The sequence below is a fragment of the Streptomyces sp. NRRL F-2664 genome (genome assembly GCF_000719345.1).
Classification (GTDB): Bacteria; Actinomycetota; Actinomycetes; order Streptomycetales; family Streptomycetaceae; genus Streptomyces.
In genome coordinates this window covers 94,895-121,761 of record NZ_JOFX01000020.1, presented here as the reverse complement: position 1 = coordinate 121,761, position 26,867 = coordinate 94,895, and the positions used below count along the sequence as shown (strand labels likewise).

The window sequence follows — 26,867 nt, the reverse complement described above, 5'->3', positions numbered from 1 at the left end:
GCTAGCGACGCCCCCGCGTTCCGGCCATGCCGCCTACCGCCGCCCGGCCGCGGGCGGCTCGCCGACACGCCGACACGCCGAACCGGCTTTTTTCGGCCACATCTGTCGAACCGTGTGAACCAGGAGCCTCTCCCACCCCGTGGTGGTGCCGACCCGCTGTCTGCCGTACCCCCGCGCGGGTGGTTCCCGAGGGGCTCGGGAGACCCGTGAGACGGGTGTTTCGCGCCTCTACGGCCACTGGACCCGGCCGACTTGACGGAGCCTCTCCGGATGTCGAGCGGGAGCTCGCCCTTGCCCGTGCCACTACGTACGAGTAGTTAACCAAGTGCGCGGATTGGGCTGGGGGAGAGTGGGAAGGGCTCCCCGGGTACACGTGGTACACGCACGGCGCACCCGCCCACAAACCCTCTCCCCGCCACCCGAGTGAACGCGGACAGGAGCGGCCATGCCCGCAGCCCAGCCGTCTCTTGAGCGGCTAGAAACAGAGCGAACAGAGCGTGCACTACCAGTCGTGATACCGGCTGGCCTGTTGTCACCGAGCCCTGCGAACTGCCCCCAGGTGATCCCATCATGATCGGTCGCATTCCCGTGCTGGACGTCCGCCCCGCCGTCGACTGCGGCGCCAGACCCGCCAAGGCGGTCGTGGACGAGGTCTTCGAGATCTCGGCCACCGTGTTCCGCGAGGGACATGACGCCGTAGCCGCCCACGTCGTCCTGCGTGATCCGAAGGGGCGGCTGCGGCCCCCCGTGCCGCTGAGGGAACTCGCCCCCGGCACCGACCGGTGGGGGGCCCGCGTCTCCGCCGAGGTGGAGGGGAGGTGGACGTACACCGTCGAGGCGTGGAGCGACCCGGTGGGCACCTGGCGGGCCCATGCCGCGGTCAAGATCCCGGCCGGGATCGACACCGGGCTGGTGCTGCTGGAGGGTGCGGAGCTCTACGAGCGGGCCGCGGCCCGGATCCCCAAGCGCGACGGCCGCGAGGCCGTGCTCGCCGCCGCCGACACCATGCGCGACGAGGACCGTCCTGCCGCCGAGCGGTACGAGGCCGCCCTGGCCCCTGCCGTGGCCGCCGCCCTCGCCCGGCGCCCCTACCGGGAGCTGGTCACCGCGTCCAAGCCGCTGCCCGTCCTCGTGGAGCGCAAGCGGGCCCTCTTCGGCTCCTGGTACGAGATGTTCCCGCGCTCCGAGGGCGCGGTGCTGGAGCCCGGCGAGGCCCCGGTCAGCGGCACCTTCCGGACCGCCGCCGAACGGCTGCCGGCGATCGCCGCGATGGGCTTCGACGTGGTCTACCTGCCGCCCATCCACCCGATCGGCAGCACCTACCGCAAGGGCCCCAACAACACGCTGTCGGCGGGAAGTTGGGACCCGGGTGTGCCGTGGGCCATCGGCTCCACCGAGGGCGGGCACGACGCGGTCCACCCCGAACTGGGCACCATCGAGGACTTCGACGCCTTCGTCGCCCGGGCCCGTGAGCTGCGCATGGAGATCGCGCTGGACTTCGCCCTGCAGTGCTCCCCCGACCACCCGTGGGTGGAGAAGCACCCGGAGTGGTTCCGCCACCGTGCCGACGGGACGATCGCGTACGCCGAGAACCCGCCGAAGAAGTACCAGGACATCTACCCCGTCCACTTCGACACCGACATGGCCGGCATCGTCGAGGAGACCTGCCGGATCCTGCGGCACTGGATGGACCACGGGGTGCGCATCTTCCGGGTCGACAACCCGCACACCAAGCCGGTGGTCTTCTGGCAGAAGGTGATCGCGGACATCAACAAGTCCGACCCGGACGTGATCTTCCTGGCGGAGGCCTTCACCCGGCCCGCGATGATGCGCGCGCTCGCCTCCGTCGGCTTCCAGCAGTCGTACACGTACTTCACCTGGCGCAACACCAAGGCCGAGCTGACCGAGTACGTGACCGAGCTGTCCTCCACCGCGTCCGCCTCGGTGATGCGGCCGAACTTCTTCGTCAACACGCCCGACATCCTCCACGCGTACCTGCAGAAGGGCGGCCGTCCCGCCTTCGAGGTGCGCGCGGTCCTCGCCGCCACCCTGTCCCCGACCTGGGGGATCTACTCCGGCTACGAGCTCTGCGAGAACACCCCGCTGCGCGAGGGCAGCGAGGAGTACCTGAACTCCGAGAAGTACGAGTTCCGGCCGCGCGACTGGGCGGCCGCCGACCGCGAGGGCCGCACCATCGCCCCGCTGATCACCGCCCTGAACCGGCTGCGGCGGCGCAATCCGGCGCTCCAGCAGCTGCGCGACATCCACTTCCACCCGACCGACAACGAACAGGTGATCGCCTATTCGAAGCACGCGGGCGCCAATTCCGTACTGGTGGTCGTCAACCTCGATCCGCACCACACCCAGGAGGCGACGGTCTCGTTGGACATGCCGGTACTCGGCCTCGACTGGCACGGGTCCCTCGCGGTGCGCGACGAGCTCACCGGCGAGACCTATCACTGGGGCAGGGCGAACTACGTGCGTCTAGAGCCGGGCCGCGCGCCCGCGCACGTGCTGGCCGCTCTGCGACCGTCCCCGCCCACCGGAGGGTCACCCACCACATGATGATCAACGATCCCGTCCACGACACCTTCGAGGACACCCCCGCCAAGGACCGCGATCCCGACTGGTTCAAGCGGGCCGTCTTCTACGAGGTCCTCGTCCGCTCCTTCCACGACAGCAACGGCGACGGCGTCGGGGACCTCAAGGGCCTGACCGCCAAGCTGGACTACCTCCAGTGGCTCGGCGTCGACTGCCTCTGGCTGCCGCCGTTCTTCGCCTCGCCCCTGCGCGACGGGGGCTACGACGTCTCCGACTACACCTCGGTACTGCCCGAGTTCGGCGACCTCGCCGACTTCGTGGAGTTCGTGGACGCCGCGCACACCCGCGGCATGCGGGTGATCATCGACTTCGTCATGAACCACACCAGCGACCAGCACGAGTGGTTCCAGCAGTCGCGCAAGGACCCGGACGGCCCCTACGGCGACTACTACATGTGGGCCGACAACGACAAGCAGTACCAGGACGCCCGGATCATCTTCGTCGACACCGAGACCTCGAACTGGACGTACGACCCGCTCCGCAAGCAGTACTACTGGCACCGCTTCTTCTCCCACCAGCCGGACCTCAACTTCGAGAACCCGGCCGTCCAGGAGGAGATCATCTCCGCCCTCCGCTTCTGGCTGGACCTCGGGATCGACGGCTTCCGCCTCGACGCCGTGCCCTATCTGTACGCCGAGGAGGGCACCAACTGCGAGAACCTCCCGCGCACGCACCAGCTGCTCAAGAGGGTCCGCGCGGAGATCGACGCGCACTACCCGGACACCGTGCTGCTCGCCGAGGCCAACCAGTGGCCCGAGGACGTCGTCGACTACTTCGGCGACTTCGCCAAGGGCGGCGACGAGTGCCACATGGCGTTCCACTTCCCCGTCATGCCGCGCATCTTCATGGCGGTGCGAAGAGAGTCGCGCTACCCGGTCTCCGAGATCCTGGCCAAGACCCCGGCCATCCCGAAGAACTGCCAGTGGGGCATCTTCCTGCGCAACCACGACGAGCTGACCCTCGAAATGGTCACGGACGAAGAGCGCGACTACATGTACGCCGAGTACGCCAAGGACCCGCGGATGCGCGCCAACATCGGCATCCGGCGGCGCCTCGCCCCCCTGCTGGACAACGACCGCAACCAGATGGAGCTGTTCACGGCCCTGCTGCTGTCGCTGCCCGGTTCGCCGGTCCTCTACTACGGCGACGAGATCGGCATGGGCGACAACATCTGGCTGGGCGACCGCGACGGCGTCCGCACCCCCATGCAGTGGACTCCGGACCGCAACGCCGGTTTCTCCTCGTGCGATCCGGGCAGGCTGAACCTGCCGGTCATCATGGACCCCGTCCACGGGTACCAGGTCACCAACGTCGAGGCGGCCATGGCGTCGCCCTCCTCGCTGCTGCACTGGACCCGCCGACTGATCGAGATCCGCAAGGCGAACCCGGCCTTCGGCCTCGGCTCGTACACCGAACTGCAGTCGTCCAACCCGGCGGTGCTCGCGTTCCTGCGCGAGTACGGGGACGACCTGGTGCTGTGCGTGCACAACTTCTCGCGCTTCGCGCAGCCCACCGAGCTGGATCTGCAGTCGTTCAACGGGCGGGTACCGGTGGAGCTCACGGGCGACGTGCGCTTCCCGCCGATCGGCGAGTGGCCCTACCTGCTGACCCTGGCGGGACACGGCTTCTACTGGTTCCGGCTGCGTGCCGAACAGCGCGGAGACCGCCGCGCCGAATAACCGGCACGGTCACAGGCGGACCACGCCTCGACCAGGGGGCGGGCGGCTCGAACGGGTCAATCGCCCGCCCCTGTACGGACCATCCTGACCCGACACACGCACATGCCGGAGAAGCAACTGCCGCGCATCCGGGACACTCTGCGCATTCTGTGACGGCCCGGGGAAAGGACGCGACGCCATGTCGGAGGCTGCATCCGCCCGGAGCCGGCTCACGGCCGACCGGGCCGCCGGGATCGCCCCGCTGGAACCGATGCTGCGGGCCTGGCTGCCCGCCCAGCGCTGGTTCGCGGGCAAGGGCCGGGCCATCAGCAGACTCACGACCGTCTCGGCGGCCGACCTGCTGCCCCCCGGCTCCACCCCCGGGCTGCTGCACGTGCTGCTCGACGTGGACGGGGACTGCTACCAGCTGCTGCTGGGCATCCGCCCGTCCCTGCCGCCCGCACTCGCGCCCACCCTCATCGGCCACGCCGAGGAGGGGCCGTATGCCGGCCGAGCGGTCTACGAGGCGCTGGGCGACCCCCGGCTCGCGGCGATGCTGCTGGAGCGGTTGCGCTCCCCCGGGGTGCTGGGCCCGCTGCGCTTCGACCGGGACCCGGCCACGCCGATCCCGGCCGGGCTCACGCCCAGGCCGCTGTCCGGGGAGCAGACGAACTCCTCGCTCATCTACGGAGATTCGTTCATCCTGAAGGTCTTCCGCCGCGTCGGCCCCGGCATCAACCCGGACCTGGAGCTGCCCCGGGCCCTGGCCGCCGCCGGCTGCACACGGGTGCCGGCACCCGTCGCCTGGTACGAGGCCGAACCGCCCGGCGGCGAACCACTGACCCTGGGGGTGCTCCAGCCCTACCTGCGCGGCTCCGACGACGGCTGGCAGCTCGCTCTGCGCCGGCTGGGCGCAGGCGAGGACTTCACCGCCGAGGCGCACGCCCTCGGCCGGGCCACCGCCGAGGTGCACAGCGCACTCGCCACCGCCCTGCCCACCGTCGCGCTCGGCCCGAAGCAGACCGCCCGGCTGGCCGCCGGGATGACGGCCAGGCTGGCCGCGACCGCACGCGAGGTGCCCGCACTGCGGCCTTACGAGGCCGGGCTGCGCGCGGCCTTCGACGCGCTGGCCGCGTCCCGCGGGACCGGGGTGTCGGCCCAGCGGATCCACGGCGACCTCCATCTGGGGCAGACCCTGCGCACCCTCGACGGCAGCTGGTCGTTGATCGACTTCGAGGGCGAGCCGGCCCGGCCCCTGGCCGACCGGCGCCGCCCCGAACCGGCGGTGCGCGACATCGCCGGGATACTGCGCTCCTTCGACTATGCCGCGCGCTCGCACCGGCCGTTCGCCCCCGCCTGGGCGGACGACTGCCGGGCCGCCTTCTGCGAGGGCTACGCCCGCACCACCGGACGGGACCCGCGCGAGGACCCCGTACTGCTGAGGGCGTACGAGACGGACAAGGCGGTGTACGAGGCCCGGTACGAGTCCCGGCACCGTCCGGACTGGCTGCACGTGCCGATGGCCGCGATCCGGCGGCTGTCGGAACCCGTGCGGCCCGCCCACCGCGTGCCGCCGACCCTGCCCGCCCCGGGCGCGCTCTCCCCCCATCCGCACCCCCATCCGAAGCCCCCGAGGAGGCCGCTCGCGTGAGCGCCGCACGACAGCCGTCACCGACCGTCCGCGACGAAGCCGCACCCGCCCCGTCGGCGGCCAAGAAGCCACGCACACCGCGGGCCCGCCGCGCCGACCCGCCGAACGGGGCCCGGCCGGCGCCGGCGCTCGGCCCGGAGGAACGGGCCCGGCTGCTGGAGGGCCGCCACCACGACCCGCACGCGGTGCTGGGGGCGCACCCCCAGCGCGGCGGGGTGGCCTTCCGGGCGCTGCGACCCCACGCCAAGGCGGTCACGGTCGTGGCCGAGGGGCTGCGGGCCGAGCTGCACGACGACGGCGACGGGCTGTTCTCCGGGCTGCTGCCGCTGACGGCGGTGCCGGACTACCGGCTGCTGGTGGCCTATGAAGGCACCGAGATCGAGGTGCACGACCCCTACCGGTTCCTGCCCGCCCTGGGCGAGCTGGACCTGCACCTCATCGGCGAGGGCCGCCACGAGCAGCTGTGGACGGCGCTGGGGGCGCAGCCGATGGAGCACCAGGGCGTGGCCGGCACCCGGTTCACGGTGTGGGCGCCGAACGCGCAGGGGGTCCGGGTCACCGGGGACTTCACGTACTGGGACTCCGTCGCCCATCCGATGCGCTCGCTCGGCGCCAGCGGCGTCTGGGAGCTCTTCCTGCCCGGGATCGGCGCCGGGACGCTGTACAAGTACGACATCACCCGGCCGGACGGCAGCCACACGCTGCGCGCCGACCCGATGGCCCGCTCCGCGGAGGTCCCGCCGGCGACCGCCTCGGTGGTCACGGCCTCGCAGTACGAGTGGCAGGACGCGGAGTGGATGGCGCGGCGCGGCGCCCGGCCCGTGCACCAGTCGCCCTTCTCGGTCTACGAGCTGCACCTGGCCTCCTGGCGGCCGGGGCTGTCCTACCGGCAGCTCGCCGAGCAGCTCCCCGCGTACGTCAAGGAGCTGGGCTTCACGCACGTGGAGATGATGCCGGTCGCCGAGCACCCCTTCGGCGGCTCGTGGGGCTACCAGGTCACCGGTTTCTACGCGCCGACCTCGCGGATGGGCACGCCGGACGACTTCCGCTTCCTGGTGGACTCGCTGCACCGGGCCGGCATCGGAGTGATCGTCGACTGGGTGCCGGCGCACTTCCCCCGGGACGATTGGGCGCTCGCGGAGTTCGACGGGCGGCCGCTCTACGAGCACGAGGACCCGCGGCGGGCCGCGCACCCGGACTGGGGGACGCTGGAGTTCGACTACGGGCGCAAGGAGGTCCGCAACTTCCTCGTCGCGAACGCGGTCTACTGGTGCGAGGAGTTCCACATCGACGGGCTGCGCGTGGACGCGGTCGCCTCGATGCTCTACCTGGACTACTCGCGCAACGAGGGCGAGTGGGCGCCCAACGAGCACGGCGGCCGGGAGAACTGGGACGCGGTGGCGTTCCTCCAGGAGATGAACGCCACCGTGTACCGGCGCTGCCCGGGGGTGGTGACCATCGCGGAGGAGTCCACCGCCTGGGACGGCGTGACCCGGCCGACGGACGGCGGCGGGCTGGGCTTCGGCCTGAAGTGGAACATGGGCTGGATGCACGACACCCTGCGGTACATGTCGAAGGAGTCGGTGCACCGCAAGTACCACCACCACGACATGACCTTCGGGATGATCTACGCCTACAGCGAGAACTACGTGCTGCCGATCTCCCACGACGAGGTGGTGCACGGCAAGCGTTCGCTGGTGTCGAAGATCCCGGCGGGCGACTGGTGGCAGCAGCGCGCCGCGCACCGGGCGTACCTCGGCTTCATGTGGGCCCACCCCGGCAAGCAGCTGCTGTTCATGGGGCAGGAGTTCGCGCAGGGCTCGGAGTGGTCGGAGAGCCACGGGCCGGACTGGTGGCTGCTGGACGCCTCCTACTCGGCGGCCGGCGACCACCGGGGCGTGCGCGAGGAGTGCTACGGCGGCAGCGGGGTGCACCACCGGCAGCCGTTGCGGCCCGAGCCGGTGCCGGCGCAGGGCCGTCCGGTGAGTCTTCGGCTGACGCTGCCTCCGCTGGCGACGATCTGGCTCCAGCCGTAGCCGTCCGGCAGGCGGGTTCACCGTGGCGGAGGACGAGCAGGTCGGCGTGGACCGCATCCCCACCGGGTCGAGGTGAGGGGTGCGGTCCGCGTCGGTCGGCGGGGCCCTCGCCACCCCCGTATGCGAGGGCCCCACAGGAACCACGTACGGGAGGGCGTTCCGGTTCACATTCCGTGGAGGCCGTGTGAGGGGTATTGCGTCGGGGTGAGTTGGCTGGAACCGTACGCAGTACTGGATCTTCGAGTGCACCGATTACCGGACGGTCGCCGGAAAACCCGCCAAAAGCCCCCTACTTCCTAGGACTTTCCTACGAGGTATGGGCTTGTTTGTTTGGTCTGTAGGCGGCGCAGCCCGGCCACTTCTACGGTGTGCGGTGTGCACTCCAGCCCACCCTTCAATGCCCCCGCCGCGCGGCGCCTGCGTGCGGCCCTGGGCATGGCTCCCGGACATGTCGCCTACGGCCTGAGGGCCCAGTACGGCCTCGTCGTCGCGCCCGAGACGGTGATGGCCTGGGAGCGCGGGGAGATATCACCGTCCTCCGCGGAGCTGACCGCGCTGGCGGGGGTGCTGTGGTGTTCGCCGGGTGAACTCCTCGCCGAACCGGTCACCTTGCGGGAGCACCGGTTGGCCCGCGGGCTGGGGGCGGACGAGCTGGCCCGGCGGATCGGCCTGGAGACGAGCTCCTACCAGAAGATGGAGGACACCGGGCGCTGGAGGGGCAACGAGCGGCAGTCCGCCGCCCTCGCCACGGTGCTCGGGCTGACCCTGGCCCAGTTCGTGGCGGCGACCGGAAAGCGCGAGGAACTGGCGGAGCTGCTGCGCAGCGCGGTCACCACCCGCTGGCAGGCCTACGTGAAGCCGCTCGGCAAGCTGCTGCCGATCCCGAAGCAGCACCTGGAGCGGGTACTGGAGCAGCTCCACGGGGACTACCAGTCGCGGATGGTGGCGACGCTCAGTTGGGGCGGCGGCCAGGGCGAGGCCGCCAGCGGGGATGCGGGCCGGGAGTTCCTCACCCACATAGTGGACCGCTTCTGGCAACTGGCGGGCGGCGCGTCGTAGCCCGCGGTCGCGGCATGCACCCGCACGGGCCCCGGCCCTCCCGGCGCGGGGCGGTCAGAAGACCGACTCGGCCTCGTACACGCGGCCCGCGGGGACCGTCTTCAGTTCGGTGACGGCGTGGGCGAGCGGGGCCATCACGATGTCGGTGCCGCGCAGGGCGGTCATGTTGCCGAAGTCGCCGCGGTGCACCGCCTCCACGGCGTGCCAGCCGAAGCGGGTGGCGAGGACGCGGTCGTAGGCGGTGGGGGTGCCGCCGCGCTGGACGTGGCCGAGGATGACCGGACGGGCCTCCTTGCCGAGGCGGTGCTCCAGCTCGATGGCGAGGCGGTTGCCGATGCCGGCGAAGCGCTCGTGGCCGTAGGCGTCGATCTCGCCCTTCTCGTACGGCATCGAGCCCTCGGCCGGGTGCGCGCCCTCGGCGACGCAGACGACGGCGAACTTCTTGCCGCGGGCGAAGCGCTCCTCGACCATCTTCACCAGTGCGTCCACCTCGAAGGGGCGCTCGGGCAGACAGATCCCGTGGGCGCCGCCGGCCATGCCGGACTCCAGGGCGATCCAGCCGGCGTGGCGGCCCATGACCTCGACCACCATCACGCGCTGGTGGGACTCGGCGGTGGTCTTGAGGCGGTCGATGGCCTCGGTGGCGACCATGACGGCGGTGTCGAAGCCGAAGGTGCGGTCGGTGGAGGAGATGTCGTTGTCGATGGTCTTGGGCACGCCGACGACCGGCATGCCGGCGTCGGACAGCATCCGCGAAGCGGTGAGGGTGCCTTCGCCGCCGATCGGGATGAGGGCGTCGACGCCGTAGCGGGTGGCCAGCTCCTGCGCGTTCTCGGCGGCCTCGTGGAGCCGGGCCCGCTCCATGCGCGCCGAGCCGAGGATCGTGCCGCCGCGGGCGAGGATGCCGCTGACGGCATTGATGTCGAGGGGGCGGAAGTGACCGTCGAGGAGGCCCTTGAAGCCGTCCTCGAAGCCGATGACCTCGTCCCCGTGCCCGACCACTGCGCGGTGTACGACCGACCGGATGACAGCGTTGAGGCCGGGGCAGTCGCCGCCCGCGGTGAGAACTCCGATACGCATCGTGCTGTGTCTCCTGCTCCTGGTCGTACCTCGCCGCGCCCTAGGGCGTCCACGGCCGGTCCGTACGTATGAAGGGCGTATTGGTACCGCCTGTCCGATTGTTCCACGGCCGCCGGGTGGGGCGCGCCCCGCGCGACTCGCCCCGGAGGGCCTTCGGCCCCTCGGACCGGGCCTTCGGCCCATGCGGCGCCCTACCCATTGGCGGAGGTATTGTCAAGAGGGCAAGCCCTTGGCAACCGGGTCGATCGACGACACCGAGAGACGGAGAGCACGCGTGACGCGCAGCGTGTACGTGACCGGCATCGAGCGGGGGGACGGCCGGCAGGTCGTCGAACTCGGGATCATGGAGCTCCTGACCCGGCAGACGGGACGGGTCGGCGTCTACCGCCCCCTGCTCCACGACGCACCCGACCGCCTCTTCGACCTCCTCAAGGCCCGCTACCGGATCGAGCAGGACGCCTCGACGGCCTACGGGATGGAGTACCGCGAGGCCTCGGCGATCCTCGCCGAGAAGGGCACCGACGAACTGGTCTCGCAGCTCGTCGACCGCTACCACCGGCTGGCGCGGGACTACGAGGTCGTGCTCGTCCTCGGCACCGACTACGCGGACACCAACCTCCCCGACGAGCTGGCGCTCAACGCCCGCCTCGCCAACGAGCTGGGTGCGGTGGTCGTCCCCGTCGTGGGCGGCACCAAGCACCCCGCCGAGGAGGTGCGCGCCGAGGCCCGCAACGCCCACCGCGCGTACGAGAGCCTGGGCTGCCACGTCGTCGCCATGGTCGTCAACCGGGTGGCCGCCGAGGACCGCGACCTGATCGCCGAGCGGCTGGCGGCCCGGCTCCCCGTGCCCTGCTACGTCCTGCCGGACGACAAGTCGCTGTCCGCGCCGACCGTCGCCCAGATCACCCGGGCGCTCGGCGGCGAGGTGCTCCTCGGCGACGACGCGGGCCTGGCCCGCGACGCCCTGGACTTCGTCTTCGGCGGTGCCATGCTGCCGAACTTCCTGAACGCCCTGACCCCCGGCTGCCTCGTCGTGACCCCCGGCGACCGCGCCGACCTGGTCGTCGGCGCGCTGGCCGCGCACGCCTCGGGCACCCCGCCGATCGCCGGAGTGCTGCTCACCCTGAACGAGCGCCCGAGCGCGGAGGTCCTGACGCTGGCGTCGAAGCTGGCGCCGGGCACGCCCGTGGTGTCGGTGGCCGGCAACAGCTTCCCGACCGCGGCCGAACTCTTCTCGCTGCAGAGCCGGTTGAACTCCGCCACCCCGCGCAAGCTGGAGACGGCGCTCGGCCTGTTCGAGCGGCACGTGGACACCGGCGAACTGCGCGGGCTGCTCTCGGTGGCCCGCTCCGAGCGGGTCACGCCGATGATGTTCGAGCACGAGCTGCTGGAGCGGGCCCGCTCCGAGCGCCGCCGCGTCGTACTGCCCGAGGGCTCCGAGGAGCGCGTGCTGCGCGCCGCGGACGTGGTGCTGCGCCGGGGAGTGTGCGACCTGACCCTGCTGGGCGAGGAGCAGGCGATCCTGAAGAAGGCCGGGGACCTCGGCGTCGACATCTCCGGCGCGCAGCTCATCGACCCGGCGACCTCGCCGCTGCGGGAAGGTTTCGCCGAGTACTACGCGCAGGTCCGCGCCCACAGGGGCATGACCGTCGAGCTGGCCCACGACGTGGTCACCGACGTCAACTACTTCGGCACCCTGATGGTCCAGCGGGGCCTGGCCGACGGCATGGTCTCCGGCTCGGTGCACTCCACCGCCGCGACCATCCGCCCGGCCTTCGAGATCATCAAGACCAAGCCGGAGGCGTCCATCGTCTCCTCGGTCTTCTTCATGTGCCTGGCCGACCGGGTCCTGGTCTACGGCGACTGCGCGGTCAACCCGGACCCGGACGCCGAGCAACTGGCCGACATCGCCGTCCAGTCGGCCGCGACCGCCGCCGCCTTCGGCGTCGAGCCGCGGACCGCGATGCTCTCGTACTCGACCGGCACCTCCGGTTCGGGCGCGGACGTGGACAAGGTGCGCAAGGCCACCGAGATCGTCCGCGAGCAGCGCCCCGACCTGGCGATCGAGGGACCGATCCAGTACGACGCCGCCGTGGAGCCGTCGGTCGCCGCGACGAAGCTGCCGGGGTCCGAGGTGGCGGGCCGCGCGACGGTGCTGATCTTCCCGGACCTCAACACCGGCAACAACACCTACAAGGCGGTGCAGCGTTCGGCCGGCGCGGTGGCGGTCGGCCCGGTGCTGCAGGGCCTGCGCAAGCCCGTCAACGACCTCTCGCGCGGCGCGCTCGTCCAGGACATCGTCACCACCGTGGCCATCACGGCGATCCAGGCGCAGGGCGCGCCGGGCCCCGCCTCGACCGCCTGACCCCGGCCCTCCGCCGCCTCCCCCCTCCTCCCCCACCGCCCGCCACAAGGAAAGACCCGCACCGTGACCGCATCGCGCGTACTCGTCCTCAACTCCGGCTCCTCGTCCGTGAAGTACCAGCTCCTCGACATGGCGGACCGGTCGCGGCTGGCCGTCGGCCTGGTCGAACGCATCGGCGAGGAGACCTCCCGGCTGGTGCACGAGCCGCTCGCCGGCCCGGCGGCGGCGGGCGGCAAGCGCGAGCAGACCGGCCCGATCACCGACCACGAGGCCGCGCTGAAGGCGGTGGCCGCCGAGCTGGCCGCCGACGGGACGGGCCTGGACTCCCCGGAGCTGGCCGCGGTGGGGCACCGGGTGGTGCACGGCGGCACGCGCTTCACCCGGCCGACGGTGATCGACGACGAGGTGCTCGCCGAGATCCGGAAGCTGATCCCCCTGGCGCCGCTGCACAACCCGGCGAACGTCACGGGCATCGAGGTGGCCCGCTCGCTGCGCCCCGACATCCCCCAGGTCGCCGTCTTCGACACCGCATTCCACTCGACGATGCCGGAGTACGCGGCGCGGTACGCGATCGACGCCGCGACCGCAGAGGCGTACTCCGTCCGGCGGTACGGCTTCCACGGCACCTCGCACGCGTACGTCTCGCGGGCGACGGCCGCGCTGCTCGGCAGGCCGGTGGAGGACGTGAACGTGATCGTGCTGCACCTGGGCAACGGAGCCTCCGCCTCGGCCGTGCGGGGCGGGGTCTGCGTGGAGACGTCGATGGGCATGACACCGCTGGAGGGACTGGTCATGGGCACCCGCTCCGGGGATCTCGATCCGGCGGTCGTCTTCCACCTGGCACGGGTGGGGGGCCTCTCGGTGGACGAGATCGATTCGCTCCTCAACAAGAAGAGCGGTCTGCTGGGCATGTGCGGCGACAACGACATGCGCGAGGTGCTGCGGCGGGCCGGCGAGGGCGACGAGAGCGCCCGGCTGGCCTTCGACGCGTACGTCCACCGGCTGAAGAAGTACATCGGCGCCTACTCGGCGGTCCTGGGGCGGGTGGACGCGGTGGCGTTCACGGCCGGGGTGGGCGAGAACGCCCATCAGGTCCGGGAGGCCGCGCTGGACGGCCTGGACGAGCTGGGCCTGGCGCTGGATCTCGAAGCCAATGCGGCGCGTTCCCCGCAGCCGCGGCTGGTTTCGGCGGATTATGCCCGGGTGGCCGTGGCGGTGGTCCCGACGGATGAGGAACTAGAGATCGCCACCCAGGCGTACGCGCTGGTTACCGAGTAGTCACTTGGACTTTCCACCAGCCGGAATATTCCGCTACGAAACAAACCGATAGGATCCAGTCATGCGCCGTTCCAAAATCGTCTGCACGCTGGGCCCCGCCGTCGACTCGTATGAGCAGCTGAAAGCGCTCATCGAGGCAGGTATGAATGTGGCCCGATTCAACTTCAGCCACGGGTCCCAGGCAGAACACCAGGAGCGGTACGACCGCGTCCGGCAGGTCTCCGAGGACACCGGGCGCGCCGTCGGCGTCCTCGCCGACCTCCAGGGCCCGAAGATCCGTCTGGAGACCTTCGCCGAAGGTCCCGTCGAGCTGGTGCGCGGTGACGAGTTCACCATCACCACCGAGGACGTCCCGGGCGACAAGTCCATCTGCGGCACCACCTACAAGGGCCTCCCGGGCGACGTCTCCAAGGGTGACCAGGTCCTGATCAACGACGGCAACGTCGAGCTCCGGGTGACCGAGGTCGAGGGTCCGCGGGTCAAGACCATCGTCATCGAGGGCGGTGTGATCTCCGACCACAAGGGCATCAACCTGCCGGGTGCCGCCGTGAACGTCCCCGCCCTGTCGGAGAAGGACGTCGACGACCTGCGCTTCGCGCTGCGGATGGGCTGCGACATGGTCGCCCTGTCCTTCGTCCGCGACGCCAACGACGTCAAGGACGTCCACCGGGTCATGGACGAGGAGGGCCGCCGGGTCCCCGTCATCGCCAAGGTGGAGAAGCCGCAGGCCGTCGAGAACATGGAGGCCGTGGTCGCCGCCTTCGACGCGGTCATGGTGGCCCGCGGCGACCTCGCCGTCGAGTACCCGCTCGAGAAGGTCCCGATGGTCCAGAAGCGGCTCATCGAGATGTGCCGCCGCAACGCCAAGCCCGTGATCGTCGCGACCCAGATGATGGAGTCGATGATCACCAACTCCCGCCCGACCCGCGCGGAGGCGTCCGACGTCGCCAACGCGATCCTCGACGGCGCGGACGCGGTCATGCTCTCCGCCGAGTCCTCGGTCGGCCAGTACCCGATCGAGACCGTCAAGACGATGTCGAAGATCGTGGCGGCGGCCGAGGAGGAGCTGCTCTCCAAGGGCCTCCAGCCGCTGGTCCCGGGCAAGAAGCCGCGCACCCAGGGCGGCTCCGTGGCCCGCGCGGCCTGCGAGATCGCCGACTTCCTGAACGGCCAGGCACTCATCGCCTTCACCCAGTCCGGCGACACCGCCCGCCGTCTGTCGCGCTACCGCGCCACGCAGCCGATCCTGGCCTTCACCACCGACGTCAACACCCGCAACCAGCTCACGCTGAGCTGGGGCGTCGAGTCGTACATCGTCCCGCACGTGGACACCACCGACGCGATGGTCGACCTGGTCGACGGCGAGCTGCTCAAGCTGGGCCGCTACAACGACGGCGACACCATGATCATCACTGCGGGCTCGCCCCCCGGCGTCCCCGGCACCACCAACATGGTCCGCGTCCACCACCTGGGCGGCGTCGCCCGCGACTGACGTCGCCGCGCCGCACCCGACTCTGCCGCACAGAGACCGAGGGCGGCACCCCGCAGTGATGCGGGGTGCCGCCCTCGGTGCGTACGGCGCCGCGGCGCCACCGGGTCTACTCCGGCGGGCCGATGTAGTTCTTCAGGCCCGGGACCGTCAGGGTCCCGCCGAACTGGCCGGCCTGGACGACCTTGACGTCCGTGAAGAACGCGAAGGGGACGTTCAGCGGCGGCGGGGTGTTCGGGGAGAACTCGATCGGGATCAGGCCGAAGAGGTTCCCCTTGAGGCTCTCGGTGTACATCGTCACCGTGGCCCCGCGGATCTTGGACGTGGAGCCGGGGCGGGACTTCAGGTGGGCGATGTTCCCGCCCTTGCCGACCGTCTGGTAGAGGTCCTTGATGTCCAGCGAGTCGGCGGTGAACTTCAGGACCTTCTTGGTCTTCCCGCCCGCCGTCTTCACCTCGACGATGCCGTGGTAGTCCAGCCCGTACAGGGTCAGCAGCGAGCTGTCGAGGTACCAGGGCTCGTCGGGCAGGAGCGGGATGCCGGGCTCCAGCTCGGCGTTGGCGAGGGCCTCGGCGTCGTGGGTCGGGCAGGGGAAGGGTTCCTTCCCGTCCGGATCCTTGTCGGCGCCGTCCTTGTCGGAGGTGTCGCCGGCCTTGTCCTCGCCGTCCTTGTCCTTGTCGGCCCCGGAGGTCTCGTCCTTGGGCTTCTTGACGGTGTCCTTGACCGCGTCGGGCAGTTCCTCGACCTTGGCGCCGGCCTGCTTGGCGGCGTCCCGGATCGCGTCCGCGGCCGGGTCCGGAGCCGGGTCCGACTTCGGCGGCGGCGTCGTGGACGGCGAGGCCGTGGGCGCCGGGGTCGCCGCGGGGTCCCCCGGGGGCCGGGCGATCCCGTCGAAGAGGTCCTTGATCTTGTCGCCGACGCCCAGCGGGTCCAGCGGGTTCGCGGACGTGGTCGGCGACGGCGTGGTGGTCGGGGCCGGGGCGTCCGCCGAGGGGGACTTCGTCGCCGACGGGGAGGCACTGGGCTTCGGCTTCGCCGCCGTGGACGGTGCGGGCGACGCGCCGGCACTCGGTGAGGCGCTCGGCGAGGCCGTCTTCGAGGGCGTGGGGGACGGGGACTTCGACTCCGTCTCCGCGGGCTCGTCCGACCGCGTCACGCACGGTCCGGGCGCGAAGGGGATTTCCTTGTCGTCGGCCACGGCCAGTTTGGGCGCCATGCCCATCCCGACGAACACGGCCGTCGGCATCGCCGCCAGCGCCATCGTCTTGCCGACGGGTATCTGGATCTTGTTCAGCAGGGACTTCCTGGGCGCCGCGTGTCGCGGGCCCGTCCTCACACGGGACTCTGCGCCTGGGGTCGCGCCCCGCTGCGTCTCGTCACCCCGCACTGTTCCTCCCGCCATCGGCGTGGGCAGTCGTCTGGCTCGCGTGTGCCGTCTCCGTCTCGCGGGGCCCCGCAGCGTCCGGGTCGCCCGCTCCCGCATCCGTCTTGGCCAGGGCGACCGCGGCCGGCTGCTGGGCCGCCGGCTGCTGGTGCGCCGGCTGCTCGTCCGCCGGCTGTCCGGGCGCCCACGACAGTGCGAGTGCGCCGCCGACGAGGGACAGGATGAAGCCCATCCCGAAACCGCCCAGGTTGGACACCGGCAGGGACACCAGGGCCAGCAGGATCGAGGCGACTCCGGCGAAGACGCGGATGGTCTGCTGGAACCAGAGGGCCAGACCCAGCGTGATCAGCAGTACGCCGATGATCAGTGCGCCTGCGCCGCCCGTGGTGGCCATCGCGAGGCTGACGTTGCCCAACCGGAAGTCCGCGTACGGGAAGTACGCGATCGGGAAGCCACCGAGGAGCGTGAACAGCCCGGCCCAGAAGGGACGGCGACCGCTCCAGGCATGGAAGTGGTAGTACACCACGGTGAGCCAGGCGTCGTCTTCTGCGCGAACGTAAACCGGGGCCTGGGGGTTCATGGACAACAGCTCCCTGGAAACGGTGGTACGGAGAACTCTGTGGAGCCCGGACGGGCGGGCGGGGACGGCCGTCGCCACCCGCCCGTCCGGTCAGTCACCGGGACGGACTCAGTCCTTGATGTCCTGGTAGCAGGGCTGGTCGCCACCGAGCAGACGCAGCTTGAGGTCGGGCAGCTTGAACGTGCCGGCCGTGGTCGCCCACGCCTTCTGGCGCACGTTCGTCAGGATGGCCTTGTCGGCGCGCTGCGAGAACGCGTACGGGCTGCTGACGGTGCCCGCCTGCGGCTTCGTCTTGTGGCTCGGGTCGCCGACCGCGACACCGATGTCCAGGTTCTTGAACTCGGCGTCCGTGTCGAGCTCCGCAACATCCAGGTAGATGTTGTCGGCGACGGCCGGCTTGCCCTTGTGGCCGGTGCGCAGCTGCAGCGTGATGTTGCCCAGCGGCGTCGGGGTCACCAGCGACTGGCACATGTTGGTGATCTCGGCGTGGCTGAACCCGGAGATGGTGACCGGGTGGTGCTGCGCCTTGCCCTTGAGGTCGTGCCCCTCGGCAATGCCGCCGTACTGGATGAGGTTGTCACCGTCGAGCTTGTCGGCCGTGACCTTGAAGTCCTGGCCGGAGACGCTGAAGGACGCCGCGAGGGCACCCTGCGCCAGACCCACACCGACCGCGGCGGTGGCCGCGATGCTCGGCACCATGACGAGCGCGAAGCGCTTCCATCTGGTCCCGCCACGAACCTGAGAACTCATTTCGTTCCTCCTTCTCGGACGTACATCTCCGGTCCGGGCCGAGCCCGTCCTGGGATGGGAGAAGTGCTACGTCCTCGGGAAGGAGCGCAGGCGGCCGGGCCGCGGCCGTGCCACGTCCGATACACCGGCGTTCACCCCCGAGCGACAACCACTGGGCCACGCGTTCGCGCAACCTGGAGGACAGGCCCCGCCGTACGGCGGAGACCCCCCTGTCCCGCGGCCGGTGCCACTGCCACCGGCCGGCCCGGTGGGGACCCTCCACCGCGGCTCCGAGTGAGCGGCTCTGCGGGAAGGACCGAGCGTCGCCGATCGTGGTCCATTCCCGGCCGGGGCACAAGGGGGTTCGTTACTGGCGGGTAACGGCCAGATAACCTGAATGCGGCGCGTTACCGTCCGTCCGCAACGGAGGGTGCCACCGGCGGCCATGACAGAACGGGGGAATCGTGAACACACCGGACAGTTCACGGGGTTCGATTTACTGCGAGTAACAGCGGCCGCAATTCCCAAGTTTTGGCAAAGTGCGGCCGCTGTTTATCCACGTGTCAACAAATCGTCGGCGGCTCCAATACGTCCCGGACCCCTCCCGGGACCGGCACGGAGCGGCTGTGGAGCCGGTCCGGCACCGGCCGGGAGCGAGGCGCGAGCCCGTTCAGAACAGCACGCGCGCCAGCGCCGTCCGCGCCGCGGTCACCCTCGGATCGTCCGCGCCGATGACTTCGAACAGTTCGAGCAGACGCAGCCGCACCGCATCCCGATCGTCACCGAACGTCACCTTGACCGTATCCACCAGACGCCCGAAAGCGTCCTCCACGTGACCGCCCACCAGGTCGAGGTCGGCCGCGGCGATCTGCGCCGCCGGGTCCCGCGGGTTCTCGGCGGCCGCCGCACGCACCGCCTGGGGGTTCATGTGCTGGACCCGGGCGAGCAGTTCCGCCTGGGCGAGGCCCAACTTGGCCTCCGTGTTGGCCGGGTCGTCCGCGAGCACGTTCTTGTACGCCTGCACCGCGCCGCCCAGGTCGCCCGCGTCGAGGGCGACGACGGCCGCCTCCAGCAGGGCGTCGTGCGGGCCGGCCGGGGCCTCGGCCTCGGCGGGGCCGGCGGGGGCCGCGGCGTTCGGGTCCACCTCGAGGCCGATGATGCCGAAACGCTCCTCGGCGACCTGGACCAGCTGGGCGAGGGTGTCGCGGATCTGCTGCTCGGGGGCCACCCCCTGGAAGAGCGGCAGCACCTGACCGGCGACCACGGCGAAGACGGCCGGGATGCCCTGGATCTGGAACTGCTGCATCAGCATCTGGTTGGCGTCGACGTCCACCTTGGCCAGCACGAGGCGGCCGCCTGCCTCGGTGACCAGGCGCTCCAGGAGCGGGCTGAGCTGCTTGCACGGCTGGCACCACTCGGCCCAGAAGTCCAGGACGACCGGGACTTCCGCGGAGAGCTGGAGCACATCACGTTCGAAGCCGGCCTCGTCGACGTCGACGACGAGCGCGGACGGCGGAACGGCGCCGGCGGACGGGGCGGCCCCGCCGCCCTGGCTCGCCGCGCGTGCCGCCTCGGCGCGGGCCTGCTCGGCCTTGGCCTTGGCCTCGCCGGCCGCCTTCACCGCGGCGAGGTCGACGACGCCGCTCATGGACATGTTTCTGGGCTGCATGCGTACATCCTCCCCCGTATGCGCGCGCCGACGAAAAAGATCGCGCGAATTGGCCGTGCCGCCGCTCCGCCGCGATCGTGTTGCTGGTGCGGCGCCGGGTCCCCACCTGGCGCCTGTAGCCCTTCGCGTGGTTGTCGCTCTTACGCTACGAGCCGTAGCGTAACTCCCCCCGAGGCCCTACGCGCCCCCGCGGCGAGCGTGATCTGAACCACAGCAGCCCGTTCGGCTACCGACGGGTATGGTCTCGGCCATGCGCAATGCCAGCCCCGGCCGCACCGGTCGCCCCCGCAGCGCGGCCGCGGACGCCGCCATCCTCGCCGCCACCCGGGATGCGCTGGTCGAACTGGGCTGGTCGAAGCTGACGATGGGCGACGTCTCCGCCCGGGCAGGGGTCGCCAAGACCACGCTGTACCGGCGCTGGGCGGGCAAGAGCGAGCTGGTCGTGGACGCCGTGGCGGAGCTCTTCGACTCGCTGGAACTGCCGGACCGGGGCTCTCTGGAAGCCGACATCGAGTACGTGGTCCTGCGCTTCGCGGAGCTGCTGCGGCGCCCGGAGGCCCGCACCGCCCTGATGGCGGTGGTCTCCGAGTCCACCCGGGACGAGGCCCTGCGCGACCGGATCCGGTCGGCGATCGTGGACCGGCAGAAACGTCTCGTCGTACTGGGTCGCGAGCGGGCCCAGGCCCGCGGCGAACTCCCCCAGGAGGAGGACGAGTTCCTCGCGGGCCGCACGACCGACCTGATCTTCGACGTGATCGCCGGCACCGTCGTCCACCGCGCCCTGGTGAGCTCCGAGCCGGTGGACGAGCTGTGGGTGGCCGCCTTCACCGCGCTGCTGATGCACGGCCTGCGCGGCCCGGCCGCCGCCGCCTGAGACCCGCCGCCTGCGCACTCCTGCCACCGCACGCCCCTGCCGCCGGCCCGGCCGGTTCACCCGGACCTGCCGGCCGCGATCCGCGGGCGGCTCCCCCGGCGGAAACGGGAAGGCCGGTCATGCCCCCACCGTACGGGGACACGACCGGCCCGGTGCGAACCCGGGGCGTCGGGGATCAGAAGCCCGGCGGCTCGGTGTAGACGCCCCACTCGTCGCGGAGCGTGTTGCAGATCTCGCCCAGGGTGGCCTCGGCGCGCACCGCGTCCAGCATGGCGGGGATCATGTTCGAGCCGTCCCGGGCGGCGTCCAGCATGGCCTTCAGGGACTCGGCCACCTTGGCATCGTCGCGGCGCGCCTTGCGGTCGGCGAGCACGCGGACCTGCTCGCGCTCCACCTCGTGGCTCACCCGCAGGATCTCCAGGTCGCCGGTGACCGACCCGTGGTGGACGTTGACGCCGACGACCCGCTTGTCGCCCTTCTCCAGCGCCCGCTGGTACTGGAAGGCGGACTCGGCGATCTCGCCGGTGAACCAGCCGTCCTCGATGCCGCGCAGGATGCCCGAGGTGATCGGGCCGATGGGGTGCTGCCCGTCCGGGTGGGCGCGCAGGCCGCGCTCCTTGATCTGCTCGAAGATCCGCTCGGCGTCGGCCTCGATGCGGTCGGTGAGCTGCTCGACGTACCAGGAGCCGCCCAGCGGGTCCGCCACGTTGGCGACGCCGGTCTCCTCCATCAGGACCTGCTGGGTGCGCAGGGCGATCTCGGCCGCCTGCTCGCTCGGCAGCGCGAGGGTCTCGTCGAGGGCGTTGGTGTGCAGCGAGTTGGTGCCGCCGAGGACGGCCGCGAGGGCTTCCACGGCGGTGCGCACCACGTTGTTGTACGGCTGCTGCGCCGTGAGGGAGACGCCGGCGGTCTGCGTGTGGAAGCGCAGCCACATCGACTTCTCGCTCTTGGCCCCGTACACCTCCTTCATCCAGCGCGCCCAGATCCGGCGGGCGGCGCGGAACTTGGCGATCTCCTCGAAGAAGTCGAGGTGTGCGTCGAAGAAGAAGGAGAGGCCGGAGGCGAAGTGGTCCACGTCCAGGCCGCGGGAGAGGCCCAGCTCCACGTAGCCGAAGCCGTCGGCGAGGGTGTAGGCGAGCTCCTGCGCGGCCGTGGCCCCGGCCTCGCGGATGTGGTATCCGGACACGGAGAGCGGCTTGTAGGCCGGGATGCCCTTGGCGCAGTACTCCATCAGGTCGCCGATGAGGCGCAGGTGCGGCTCGGGTTCGAAGAGCCACTCCTTCTGGGCGATGTACTCCTTGAAGATGTCCGTCTGGAGCGTGCCGTTCAGGACGGCGGGGTCCACGCCCTGGCGCTCGGCGGCCACGAGGTACATGCAGAAGGCGGGCACGGCGGGGCCCGAGATGGTCATGGAGGTCGTGACGTCGCCGAGGGGGATGTCCTGGAAGAGGACCTCCATGTCGGCGGCGGAGTCGATGGCGACACCGCAGTGGCCGACCTCGCCGAGCGAGCGGGGGTCGTCGGAGTCGCGCCCCATGAGGGTCGGCATGTCGAAGGCGACCGAGAGGCCGCCGCCGCCCGCGGCCAGGATCATCTTGTAGCGCTCGTTCGTCTGCTCGGCATTGCCGAAGCCGGCGAACTGGCGGATGGTCCAGGTCCGCCCCCGGTAGCCGGTGGCGTGCAGGCCGCGGGTGTACGGGTACTCCCCGGGCCAGCCGATCCGCTCGAAGCCCTCGTAGGCGTCGCCGGGCCGCGGCCCGTAGACCGGCTCGACCTCGTCGCCGGAGAGCGTGGTGAAGTCTGCCTCGCGCTTGCGGGCCTTGTCATAACGGGCCTGCCAGCGGCGGCGGCCCTCCTCGATGGCTTCAGCGTCCATACCCACGAATTTACTAGGACGTCCTAGTAAATGTCGATGGCAAACCCCCGGGGACTCGCCCCGGGGGCGGGTGACGCTCGTCCCGTATCAGGCGCGGGCGGTCGTGAGGGAGTCGCTGACCAGCGGCTCGACCTCGGCGCGCACCCTCCGCTCGACGAAGAACGCCGCCAGCGGAATCGTGCCCGACACGAGCACCCAGAGCAGTTTGCCGAAGCTCCACCTGGCCTTGGAGCCCAGGTCGAAGGCGAAGACCAGGTAGATCATGAAGAGCACGCCGTGGGTCTGCGACACGAAGAAGGTCAGCTCGGCGCCGGTGTCGAAGCCGTACTTCGCCACCATGCAGGCACACAGGATCAGGAGCATGACCGCGGTCACGTAGGCCATGACGCGGTAGCGGGTCAGCACGCTTCGTTTCATGCGGACGAGCCTAACCGTCCGTTTTGCTCGATCTTGACGCGGCCCCGGCATCGCGGAACGGGGGTGCGGCCCTCAGGACTCCTCGAAGTCCGCAGCGGCCACCCGCAGGGGGCGGAGCAGGGCGAAGATCTCCGCGCACTCCTCCGCGTCGTAGGCGCCAAGTCCGAAGTCGATGGCCATCAGGTCCTTCGTGGCGGCCTCGACGACCTCCCGGCCCTTCTCCGTGATGGAGGCCAGGGTGCCGCGGCCGTCGTTCGGGTTGGGCCGCTTGGCGACCAGTCCCGACTTCACCAGCCGGTCCACGGTGTTGGTCACCGAGGTCGGGTGGACCATCAGCCTCTCGCCGATCTTCGACATGGGCAGCTCGCCCGCCTTGGAGAAGGTGAGCAGCACGAGGGCCTCGTAGCGCGCGAAGGTCAGCCCGTACGGCTTGACGACCGCGTCGACCTCGCCGAGCAGGATCTGGTGGGCGCGCATGATCGAGGTGATCGCGGCCATCGAGGGCACGGGCCCCCAGCGCTGCTGCCAGAGCTCGTCGGCACGGGCGATGGGGTCGAAGGGAAGGCTGAGCGGCTTGGGCACGCCTCCGACCCTACCGGGAGGTCACTTTCCGGCGGGGGCCGTCTCATCCCTCAGTCGCTCCTCCTGCCGGACGGCGCACCGCAGTTCGGCCAGGAGCGCCGCCACGACGGCCGTGCCGAGCACTCCTGCACCGGTGACGACCGTATGCACGGGGAAGAACTCGGCGGCGAGCCCGGCGAGGGCCATGCCCACCCCCTGGAGGGACATCAGGCCCGTGCTGAGCAGGGTCATCGCCCGGCCGCGCAGCTCGTCGGGGACGGCGTCCACGTACCACTGGTCGAGCCCGAGGGTGTACGCGTGGGCCAGCCCGGCGAGCAGCAGCGCGAGCAGTGCGAGGGGCACGCCGGGCCGGCCGGCGTAGAGGAGGAACGGCAGCAGCCCGGCGGCGGCCAGCGGGGCCACGATCCGCGAACGCGTCCGTGCGCTGAGCGCGGAGCCCGCCCACAGTTCTCCTGCGACGGTCCCGACGGGCATGGCGCACATCATCAGCCCGAGGACGGCGGTGGAGGCGCCGATGCCGTCGGCGTACGCGGCGAGGAGCGCCTCGGGGACGACGAGGAAGGCCGGGGGCAGCCAGAAGAGCAGGGTGAGCGCCCGCAGCCGGCGCCGCCCGAGGACGGCCCGCACGCCGGCGAACGGGGAGGTGCGGGCACCCGTGCGCGCGGGGCGGGCGCGGGTGCCCAGCCTCAGCAGCAGGGCCGAGCCGAGGAAGCCGGCGGCCGTCAGCGCGATGGCGCCGCGCGGGGCGAGCACGGTGAGCAGCAGCCCGCCCAGGCCGAAGCCGACGAGCTGCGCGCTCTGGGCGACCAGGCGCAGCAGCGAGCGGCCCAGGACATAGGCCTCGCCGGTGCCGAGGATGTCGGGGAGGGAGGCGTTGCGCGTGCCCTGGAAGAGGGGGGCGACGAAGGCCATGGCGCAGCGCAGGACGAGGAGCGCGGCGACGGGGGTGCCCGGCAGCACCATGGCCGCCGCGCACGCCGCGCAGACGAGGTCGCACGTGACGAGCACCCGCCGGGCGGGGTGGCGGTCGGCGATCCCGGCGAGCAGGGTGCCGCCGAGGGCGTACGGGAGGAAGCCGAGCGCGAAGGTGAGGGCGCTCAGCAGCGGTGATCCGGTGAGGCGGTGGACGAGGACGGAGAGCGAGATCTCGGCGACGACCAGACCGAGTACGGACATCAGGTGCGCGGCGAAGACGGCCGGGAACTGCGGGGTCCGCAGGACGGTGCGGTAGCCGGCGGGGCGCGCTGCGGCCGCGGCCGGGGTGACGGTTGCCATGAGGGCAGCGTCGGGGCCTAGGCTGGCCGGACGTAGGGATTCGGCCTGGGGCGAATGTCGGGCGCGGGGCCCGGGGAGCGGGAGCGCGGCATGGCACTGCATCACCGCTTCGGGCACGAGGACCTGCTGCGCTGCCGGTTCGCCCTGTCTCCGGCGTGGGAGACGCAGGAGGCGATCCGCACGCTGAGCCGACCCGACCGGCAGGGCTACCACCTGCCGTGGCTGCGCCGGATCCGGTCCGCCGCCGACGGGCTGGACCTGCGGCCGCTGTGGCTGCTGATGCCGCGCCGGGGGCACAGTACGGACTTCATCAGCCCGCCGCCGAGCGGACCCGGCGTCTCCTTCGAGGAGGAGCTCGCGGTGATCAGGGCGGCCGATCCGGCCGCGGCGCGCGAGGACATGCGCAGGTCGCTGGCGTGCACGCCCGGGGCGCTGGACAGCGACCTGGGCCGGGGCCTGCTCGCCGATCCGGCGCGGGCGGTGCGCGAGCTGGCGGACCTGCTGGAGCGGGCCTGGACCGTGCTGGTCGAGCCGCACTGGCCGCGGCTGCGGGCCCTGCTGGAGGCGGACGTCCTCTTTCACACGCGACGTCTGGCGGCGGGCGGGCTGGAGTCGCTCTTCGACGGTCTGCATCCCGGACTGTCCTGGGACGCGGCCTCGCTCACCCTGACCATCGAGCGGCCCAGTCACCACGACCGCGTCCTGGGGGGCCAGGGGCTGCTGCTCATGCCGAGCGCCTTCGTCTGGCCGCAGATCGCGGGCGGGTTCGACCCGCCCTGGCAGCCGACGGTCGTCTACCCGGCACGCGGCATCGGCGCCCTGTGGACCCCGGCGGGCGAGGACACGCCGACCGCCTTGGCCCGGCTGCTGGGCCGGGGCCGCGCGGACGTGCTGTGCGCGCTGGACGAACCGGCCTCGACGACGGCTCTCGCCCACCGCCTGGGCCTCGCCCCGTCCACCGTCTCGGCGCACCTGGGGGTGCTGCACGCGGCGGGTCTGCTGATCTCCGCCCGCCGCGGCCACCAGGTGCTCTACGAGCGCACCCCGCTGGCGATCGCCCTCACCACCGGGGACACCGCCGGCTGACCGGCGGGGCCGGTGTCGCAGGAGGGAGCCGACGGTCCGTCATGTCACCATATTCCGGTCTTGCGGTCTGCCACCCGACCCTTCGTCCCGAGGAAACCGGATGCCACCCGTCGTCCCCCGGCCGCACCCCGGGCCGCACCGCCCCCGGCGCGCCGCCGCCCTCGGCCTCCTGCTGCTGCTCACGGCGGTCCCCGCCTGCACCACGGATCCCCGGCCGCGGCCGGGCGGTCCTGCCGCCGGTGCCACGGCCTCCGCCGCGGCGCCCGCCCTCGACGGCGGGGCGGTGTTCTGGGTGGATCCCGGCAGCGAGGCCGCCCGGCAGGTGCTGGCCTGGGAGGCGCGGGGCCGCTACGGCGACGCCCAGGTGCTGCGCCGGATCGCCGACCGCCCGGTGGCGCTGTGGGGGCGGCCGGGCGATCCGGGCCCGGCGATCCGCCGGGCCCGCGCGGGGGCGAAGGCCGCCGGGCGCACCCTGGTGCTCGCCGCGCACCACATCCCGCACCGCGACTGCGGTCGGCAGCCGGCCGGGGGCGCCCCCGACGCCGCGGCCTACCGCCGCTGGATCGGTGCCTTCGCCGACGCGATCGGCGACGCCGACGCCCTCGTGGTCCTGGAACCGCACGCCGTCGCGCACGCCGTCGAGGGCTGCGTGCGCGACGGGCGGCGCACCGAGCGCTACCGGCTGCTGTCCGAGGCCGTCGACCGGCTCAAGCGCAACCCCCGCACGAAGGTCTACCTGGACGCGGGAGGTCCGGACCGGGTCCGCGATCCGGCGGACCTCGCCGGCCCCCTCCGCGAGGCGGGCCTCGACCGCGCCGACGGCTTCGCCCTCAACGTCTCCGGCTACCGGCCGGACGCGGAGGTGCGCGCCTACGGCGCGCAGTTGTCCCGGGCCACCGGGGGTCGGCACTACGTCGTCGACACCGGCCGCAACGGCGCGGGGACGCCGCCGGGCGACCGCGCCCGGGCCGGGTGCAACCCGCCGGGCCGCGCCCTGGGCACGCCGCCGACCGACCGGACCGGCGACCCGCTGGTCGACGCGTACCTGTGGGTGAGGCGGCCCGGCGAGTCGGACGGGACCTGCCGCGGCGGCCCGGAGGCCGGCACCTGGTGGCCCGAGCAGGCCCTCGGCCTGGCCCGCCGCGCCCGGGACACTCCCCCGTAGGCGGAAGCGCCCC

General features: G+C 71.8%; 20 protein-coding genes. 11 read left to right on the top strand and 9 right to left on the bottom strand.

Features of this window, described 5'->3' with window-relative positions:
• Positions 1-570: 570 nt before the first annotated feature.
• From IF89_RS0118885 to IF89_RS0118865, 5 genes are all read left to right on the top strand, one after another.
• Positions 571-2,565: an alpha-1,4-glucan--maltose-1-phosphate maltosyltransferase gene (locus IF89_RS0118885; protein ID WP_030769050.1), complete on the top strand. Its 1,995-nt coding sequence runs from the start codon at positions 571-573 to the stop codon at positions 2,563-2,565.
• Entirely contained in the window at positions 2,562-4,280 is a 1,719-nt protein-coding gene (gene treS, locus IF89_RS0118880) for a maltose alpha-D-glucosyltransferase (protein ID WP_030769048.1), read from the top strand. Before IF89_RS0118885 ends, treS begins: the two co-directional genes overlap by 4 nt.
• 178 nt (positions 4,281-4,458) lie before the next feature.
• A complete protein-coding gene (locus tag IF89_RS0118875; protein WP_063831319.1) occupies positions 4,459-5,910 on the top strand; it encodes a maltokinase N-terminal cap-like domain-containing protein in 1,452 nt (483 codons plus the stop codon).
• Complete coding sequence (glgB, locus tag IF89_RS0118870; RefSeq protein ID WP_030769038.1) at positions 5,907-7,946, top strand: 1,4-alpha-glucan branching enzyme; 2,040 nt, start codon at positions 5,907-5,909, stop codon at positions 7,944-7,946. Before IF89_RS0118875 ends, glgB begins: the two co-directional genes overlap by 4 nt.
• Positions 7,947-8,381: 435 nt before the next feature.
• Positions 8,382-9,005: a helix-turn-helix domain-containing protein gene (locus IF89_RS0118865; protein ID WP_107047314.1), complete on the top strand. Its 624-nt coding sequence runs from the start codon at positions 8,382-8,384 to the stop codon at positions 9,003-9,005.
• A 54-nt stretch (positions 9,006-9,059) separates the two neighbouring features.
• On the opposite strand, the gene IF89_RS0118860 is transcribed toward IF89_RS0118865, so the two are convergent.
• Complete coding sequence (locus tag IF89_RS0118860; RefSeq protein ID WP_030769032.1) at positions 9,060-10,085, bottom strand: ATP-dependent 6-phosphofructokinase; 1,026 nt, start codon at positions 10,083-10,085, stop codon at positions 9,060-9,062.
• A 274-nt stretch (positions 10,086-10,359) separates the two neighbouring features.
• Here IF89_RS0118860 and pta point away from each other — a divergent pair, with 274 nt between their 5' ends.
• The 3 genes from pta (at position 10,360) to pyk (ending at position 15,220) form a co-directional block, all read left to right on the top strand.
• Positions 10,360-12,450, top strand: coding sequence for a phosphate acetyltransferase (gene pta / locus IF89_RS0118855; RefSeq protein ID WP_030769029.1), 2,091 nt, complete (start codon positions 10,360-10,362; stop codon positions 12,448-12,450).
• A gap of 63 nt (positions 12,451-12,513) precedes the next feature.
• Positions 12,514-13,728 (top strand): acetate kinase, encoded by a 1,215-nt coding sequence (locus tag IF89_RS0118850; RefSeq protein WP_030769028.1) that lies wholly within the window; start codon positions 12,514-12,516, stop codon positions 13,726-13,728.
• 61 nt (positions 13,729-13,789) lie between these two features.
• Positions 13,790-15,220 (top strand): pyruvate kinase, encoded by a 1,431-nt coding sequence (gene pyk, locus IF89_RS0118845; RefSeq protein ID WP_030769025.1) that lies wholly within the window; start codon positions 13,790-13,792, stop codon positions 15,218-15,220.
• 106 nt (positions 15,221-15,326) lie between these two features.
• On the opposite strand, the gene IF89_RS0118840 is transcribed toward pyk, so the two are convergent.
• From IF89_RS0118840 to IF89_RS0118825, 4 genes are all read right to left on the bottom strand, one after another.
• Positions 15,327-16,604 carry a hypothetical protein gene (locus IF89_RS0118840; protein WP_030769022.1) on the bottom strand — a complete coding sequence of 426 codons (1,278 nt, stop codon included), beginning with the start codon at positions 16,602-16,604 and terminating at the stop codon, positions 15,327-15,329.
• Positions 16,594-17,181, bottom strand: a complete 588-nt coding sequence (locus IF89_RS0118835; RefSeq protein ID WP_030769018.1) for a DUF6114 domain-containing protein — start codon at positions 17,179-17,181, stop codon at positions 16,594-16,596. The genes IF89_RS0118840 and IF89_RS0118835 overlap by 11 nt, the downstream gene beginning before the upstream one ends.
• Before the next feature lie 108 nt (positions 17,182-17,289).
• Positions 17,290-17,931, bottom strand: coding sequence for a DUF6230 family protein (locus IF89_RS0118830; protein WP_030769015.1), 642 nt, complete (start codon positions 17,929-17,931; stop codon positions 17,290-17,292).
• A gap of 649 nt (positions 17,932-18,580) precedes the next feature.
• Positions 18,581-19,579 carry a tetratricopeptide repeat protein gene (locus tag IF89_RS0118825; RefSeq protein ID WP_078628390.1) on the bottom strand — a complete coding sequence of 333 codons (999 nt, stop codon included), beginning with the start codon at positions 19,577-19,579 and terminating at the stop codon, positions 18,581-18,583.
• Positions 19,580-19,829: 250 nt separating this feature from the next.
• On the opposite strand from IF89_RS0118825, the gene IF89_RS0118820 reads away from it, so the two are divergent.
• Positions 19,830-20,453: a TetR/AcrR family transcriptional regulator gene (locus IF89_RS0118820; protein WP_030769008.1), complete on the top strand. Its 624-nt coding sequence runs from the start codon at positions 19,830-19,832 to the stop codon at positions 20,451-20,453.
• A gap of 175 nt (positions 20,454-20,628) precedes the next feature.
• Here the strand turns inward: IF89_RS0118820 and IF89_RS0118815 are convergent, their stop codons facing one another.
• The 4 genes from IF89_RS0118815 to IF89_RS0118800 all read right to left on the bottom strand — a co-directional run bounded on the left by IF89_RS0118815 (position 20,629) and on the right by IF89_RS0118800 (position 24,603).
• Entirely contained in the window at positions 20,629-22,329 is a 1,701-nt protein-coding gene (locus IF89_RS0118815; protein WP_030769005.1) for an acyl-CoA mutase large subunit family protein, read from the bottom strand.
• 87 nt (positions 22,330-22,416) lie between these two features.
• On the bottom strand, positions 22,417-22,746 hold the full coding sequence (locus IF89_RS0118810; RefSeq protein ID WP_030769001.1) for a DUF3817 domain-containing protein: 330 nt from the start codon (positions 22,744-22,746) through the stop codon (positions 22,417-22,419).
• 72 nt (positions 22,747-22,818) lie between these two features.
• Entirely contained in the window at positions 22,819-23,328 is a 510-nt protein-coding gene (locus tag IF89_RS0118805) for a MarR family winged helix-turn-helix transcriptional regulator (protein ID WP_030768998.1), read from the bottom strand.
• A gap of 21 nt (positions 23,329-23,349) precedes the next feature.
• A complete protein-coding gene (locus IF89_RS0118800; protein WP_107047309.1) occupies positions 23,350-24,603 on the bottom strand; it encodes an MFS transporter in 1,254 nt (417 codons plus the stop codon).
• Positions 24,604-24,693: 90 nt separating this feature from the next.
• On the opposite strand from IF89_RS0118800, the gene IF89_RS0118795 reads away from it, so the two are divergent.
• Together IF89_RS0118795 and IF89_RS0118790 are read left to right on the top strand one after the other, a co-directional pair.
• Positions 24,694-25,689, top strand: a complete 996-nt coding sequence (locus IF89_RS0118795) for an ArsR/SmtB family transcription factor (RefSeq protein ID WP_030768986.1) — start codon at positions 24,694-24,696, stop codon at positions 25,687-25,689.
• A 100-nt stretch (positions 25,690-25,789) separates the two neighbouring features.
• Positions 25,790-26,854 (top strand): glycoside hydrolase family 6 protein, encoded by a 1,065-nt coding sequence (locus tag IF89_RS0118790; protein ID WP_051807242.1) that lies wholly within the window; start codon positions 25,790-25,792, stop codon positions 26,852-26,854.
• Positions 26,855-26,867: the final 13 nt, after the last annotated feature.

Bases quoted from the DNA above. Each gene is read 5' to 3' on its own strand.
- treS (WP_030769048.1), top strand. From the start codon at position 2,562: ATGATGATCAACGATCCCGTCCACGACACCTTCGAGGACACCCCCGCC.
- IF89_RS0118795 (WP_030768986.1), top strand. From the start codon at position 24,694: ATGGCACTGCATCACCGCTTCGGGCACGAGGACCTGCTGCGCTGCCGG.
- IF89_RS0118885 (WP_030769050.1), top strand. From the start codon at position 571: ATGATCGGTCGCATTCCCGTGCTGGACGTCCGCCCCGCCGTCGACTGC.
- IF89_RS0118800 (WP_107047309.1), bottom strand. From the start codon at position 24,603: ATGGCAACCGTCACCCCGGCCGCGGCCGCAGCGCGCCCCGCCGGCTAC.
- IF89_RS0118810 (WP_030769001.1), bottom strand. From the start codon at position 22,746: ATGAAACGAAGCGTGCTGACCCGCTACCGCGTCATGGCCTACGTGACC.
- IF89_RS0118865 (WP_107047314.1), top strand. From the start codon at position 8,382: ATGGCTCCCGGACATGTCGCCTACGGCCTGAGGGCCCAGTACGGCCTC.
- pyk (WP_030769025.1), top strand. From the start codon at position 13,790: ATGCGCCGTTCCAAAATCGTCTGCACGCTGGGCCCCGCCGTCGACTCG.
- IF89_RS0118835 (WP_030769018.1), bottom strand. From the start codon at position 17,181: ATGAACCCCCAGGCCCCGGTTTACGTTCGCGCAGAAGACGACGCCTGG.
- IF89_RS0118860 (WP_030769032.1), bottom strand. From the start codon at position 10,085: ATGCGTATCGGAGTTCTCACCGCGGGCGGCGACTGCCCCGGCCTCAAC.
- IF89_RS0118820 (WP_030769008.1), top strand. From the start codon at position 19,830: ATGCGCAATGCCAGCCCCGGCCGCACCGGTCGCCCCCGCAGCGCGGCC.
- IF89_RS0118875 (WP_063831319.1), top strand. From the start codon at position 4,459: ATGTCGGAGGCTGCATCCGCCCGGAGCCGGCTCACGGCCGACCGGGCC.
- IF89_RS0118790 (WP_051807242.1), top strand. From the start codon at position 25,790: ATGCCACCCGTCGTCCCCCGGCCGCACCCCGGGCCGCACCGCCCCCGG.
- IF89_RS0118825 (WP_078628390.1), bottom strand. From the start codon at position 19,579: ATGCAGCCCAGAAACATGTCCATGAGCGGCGTCGTCGACCTCGCCGCG.
- IF89_RS0118830 (WP_030769015.1), bottom strand. From the start codon at position 17,931: ATGAGTTCTCAGGTTCGTGGCGGGACCAGATGGAAGCGCTTCGCGCTC.
- IF89_RS0118815 (WP_030769005.1), bottom strand. From the start codon at position 22,329: ATGGACGCTGAAGCCATCGAGGAGGGCCGCCGCCGCTGGCAGGCCCGT.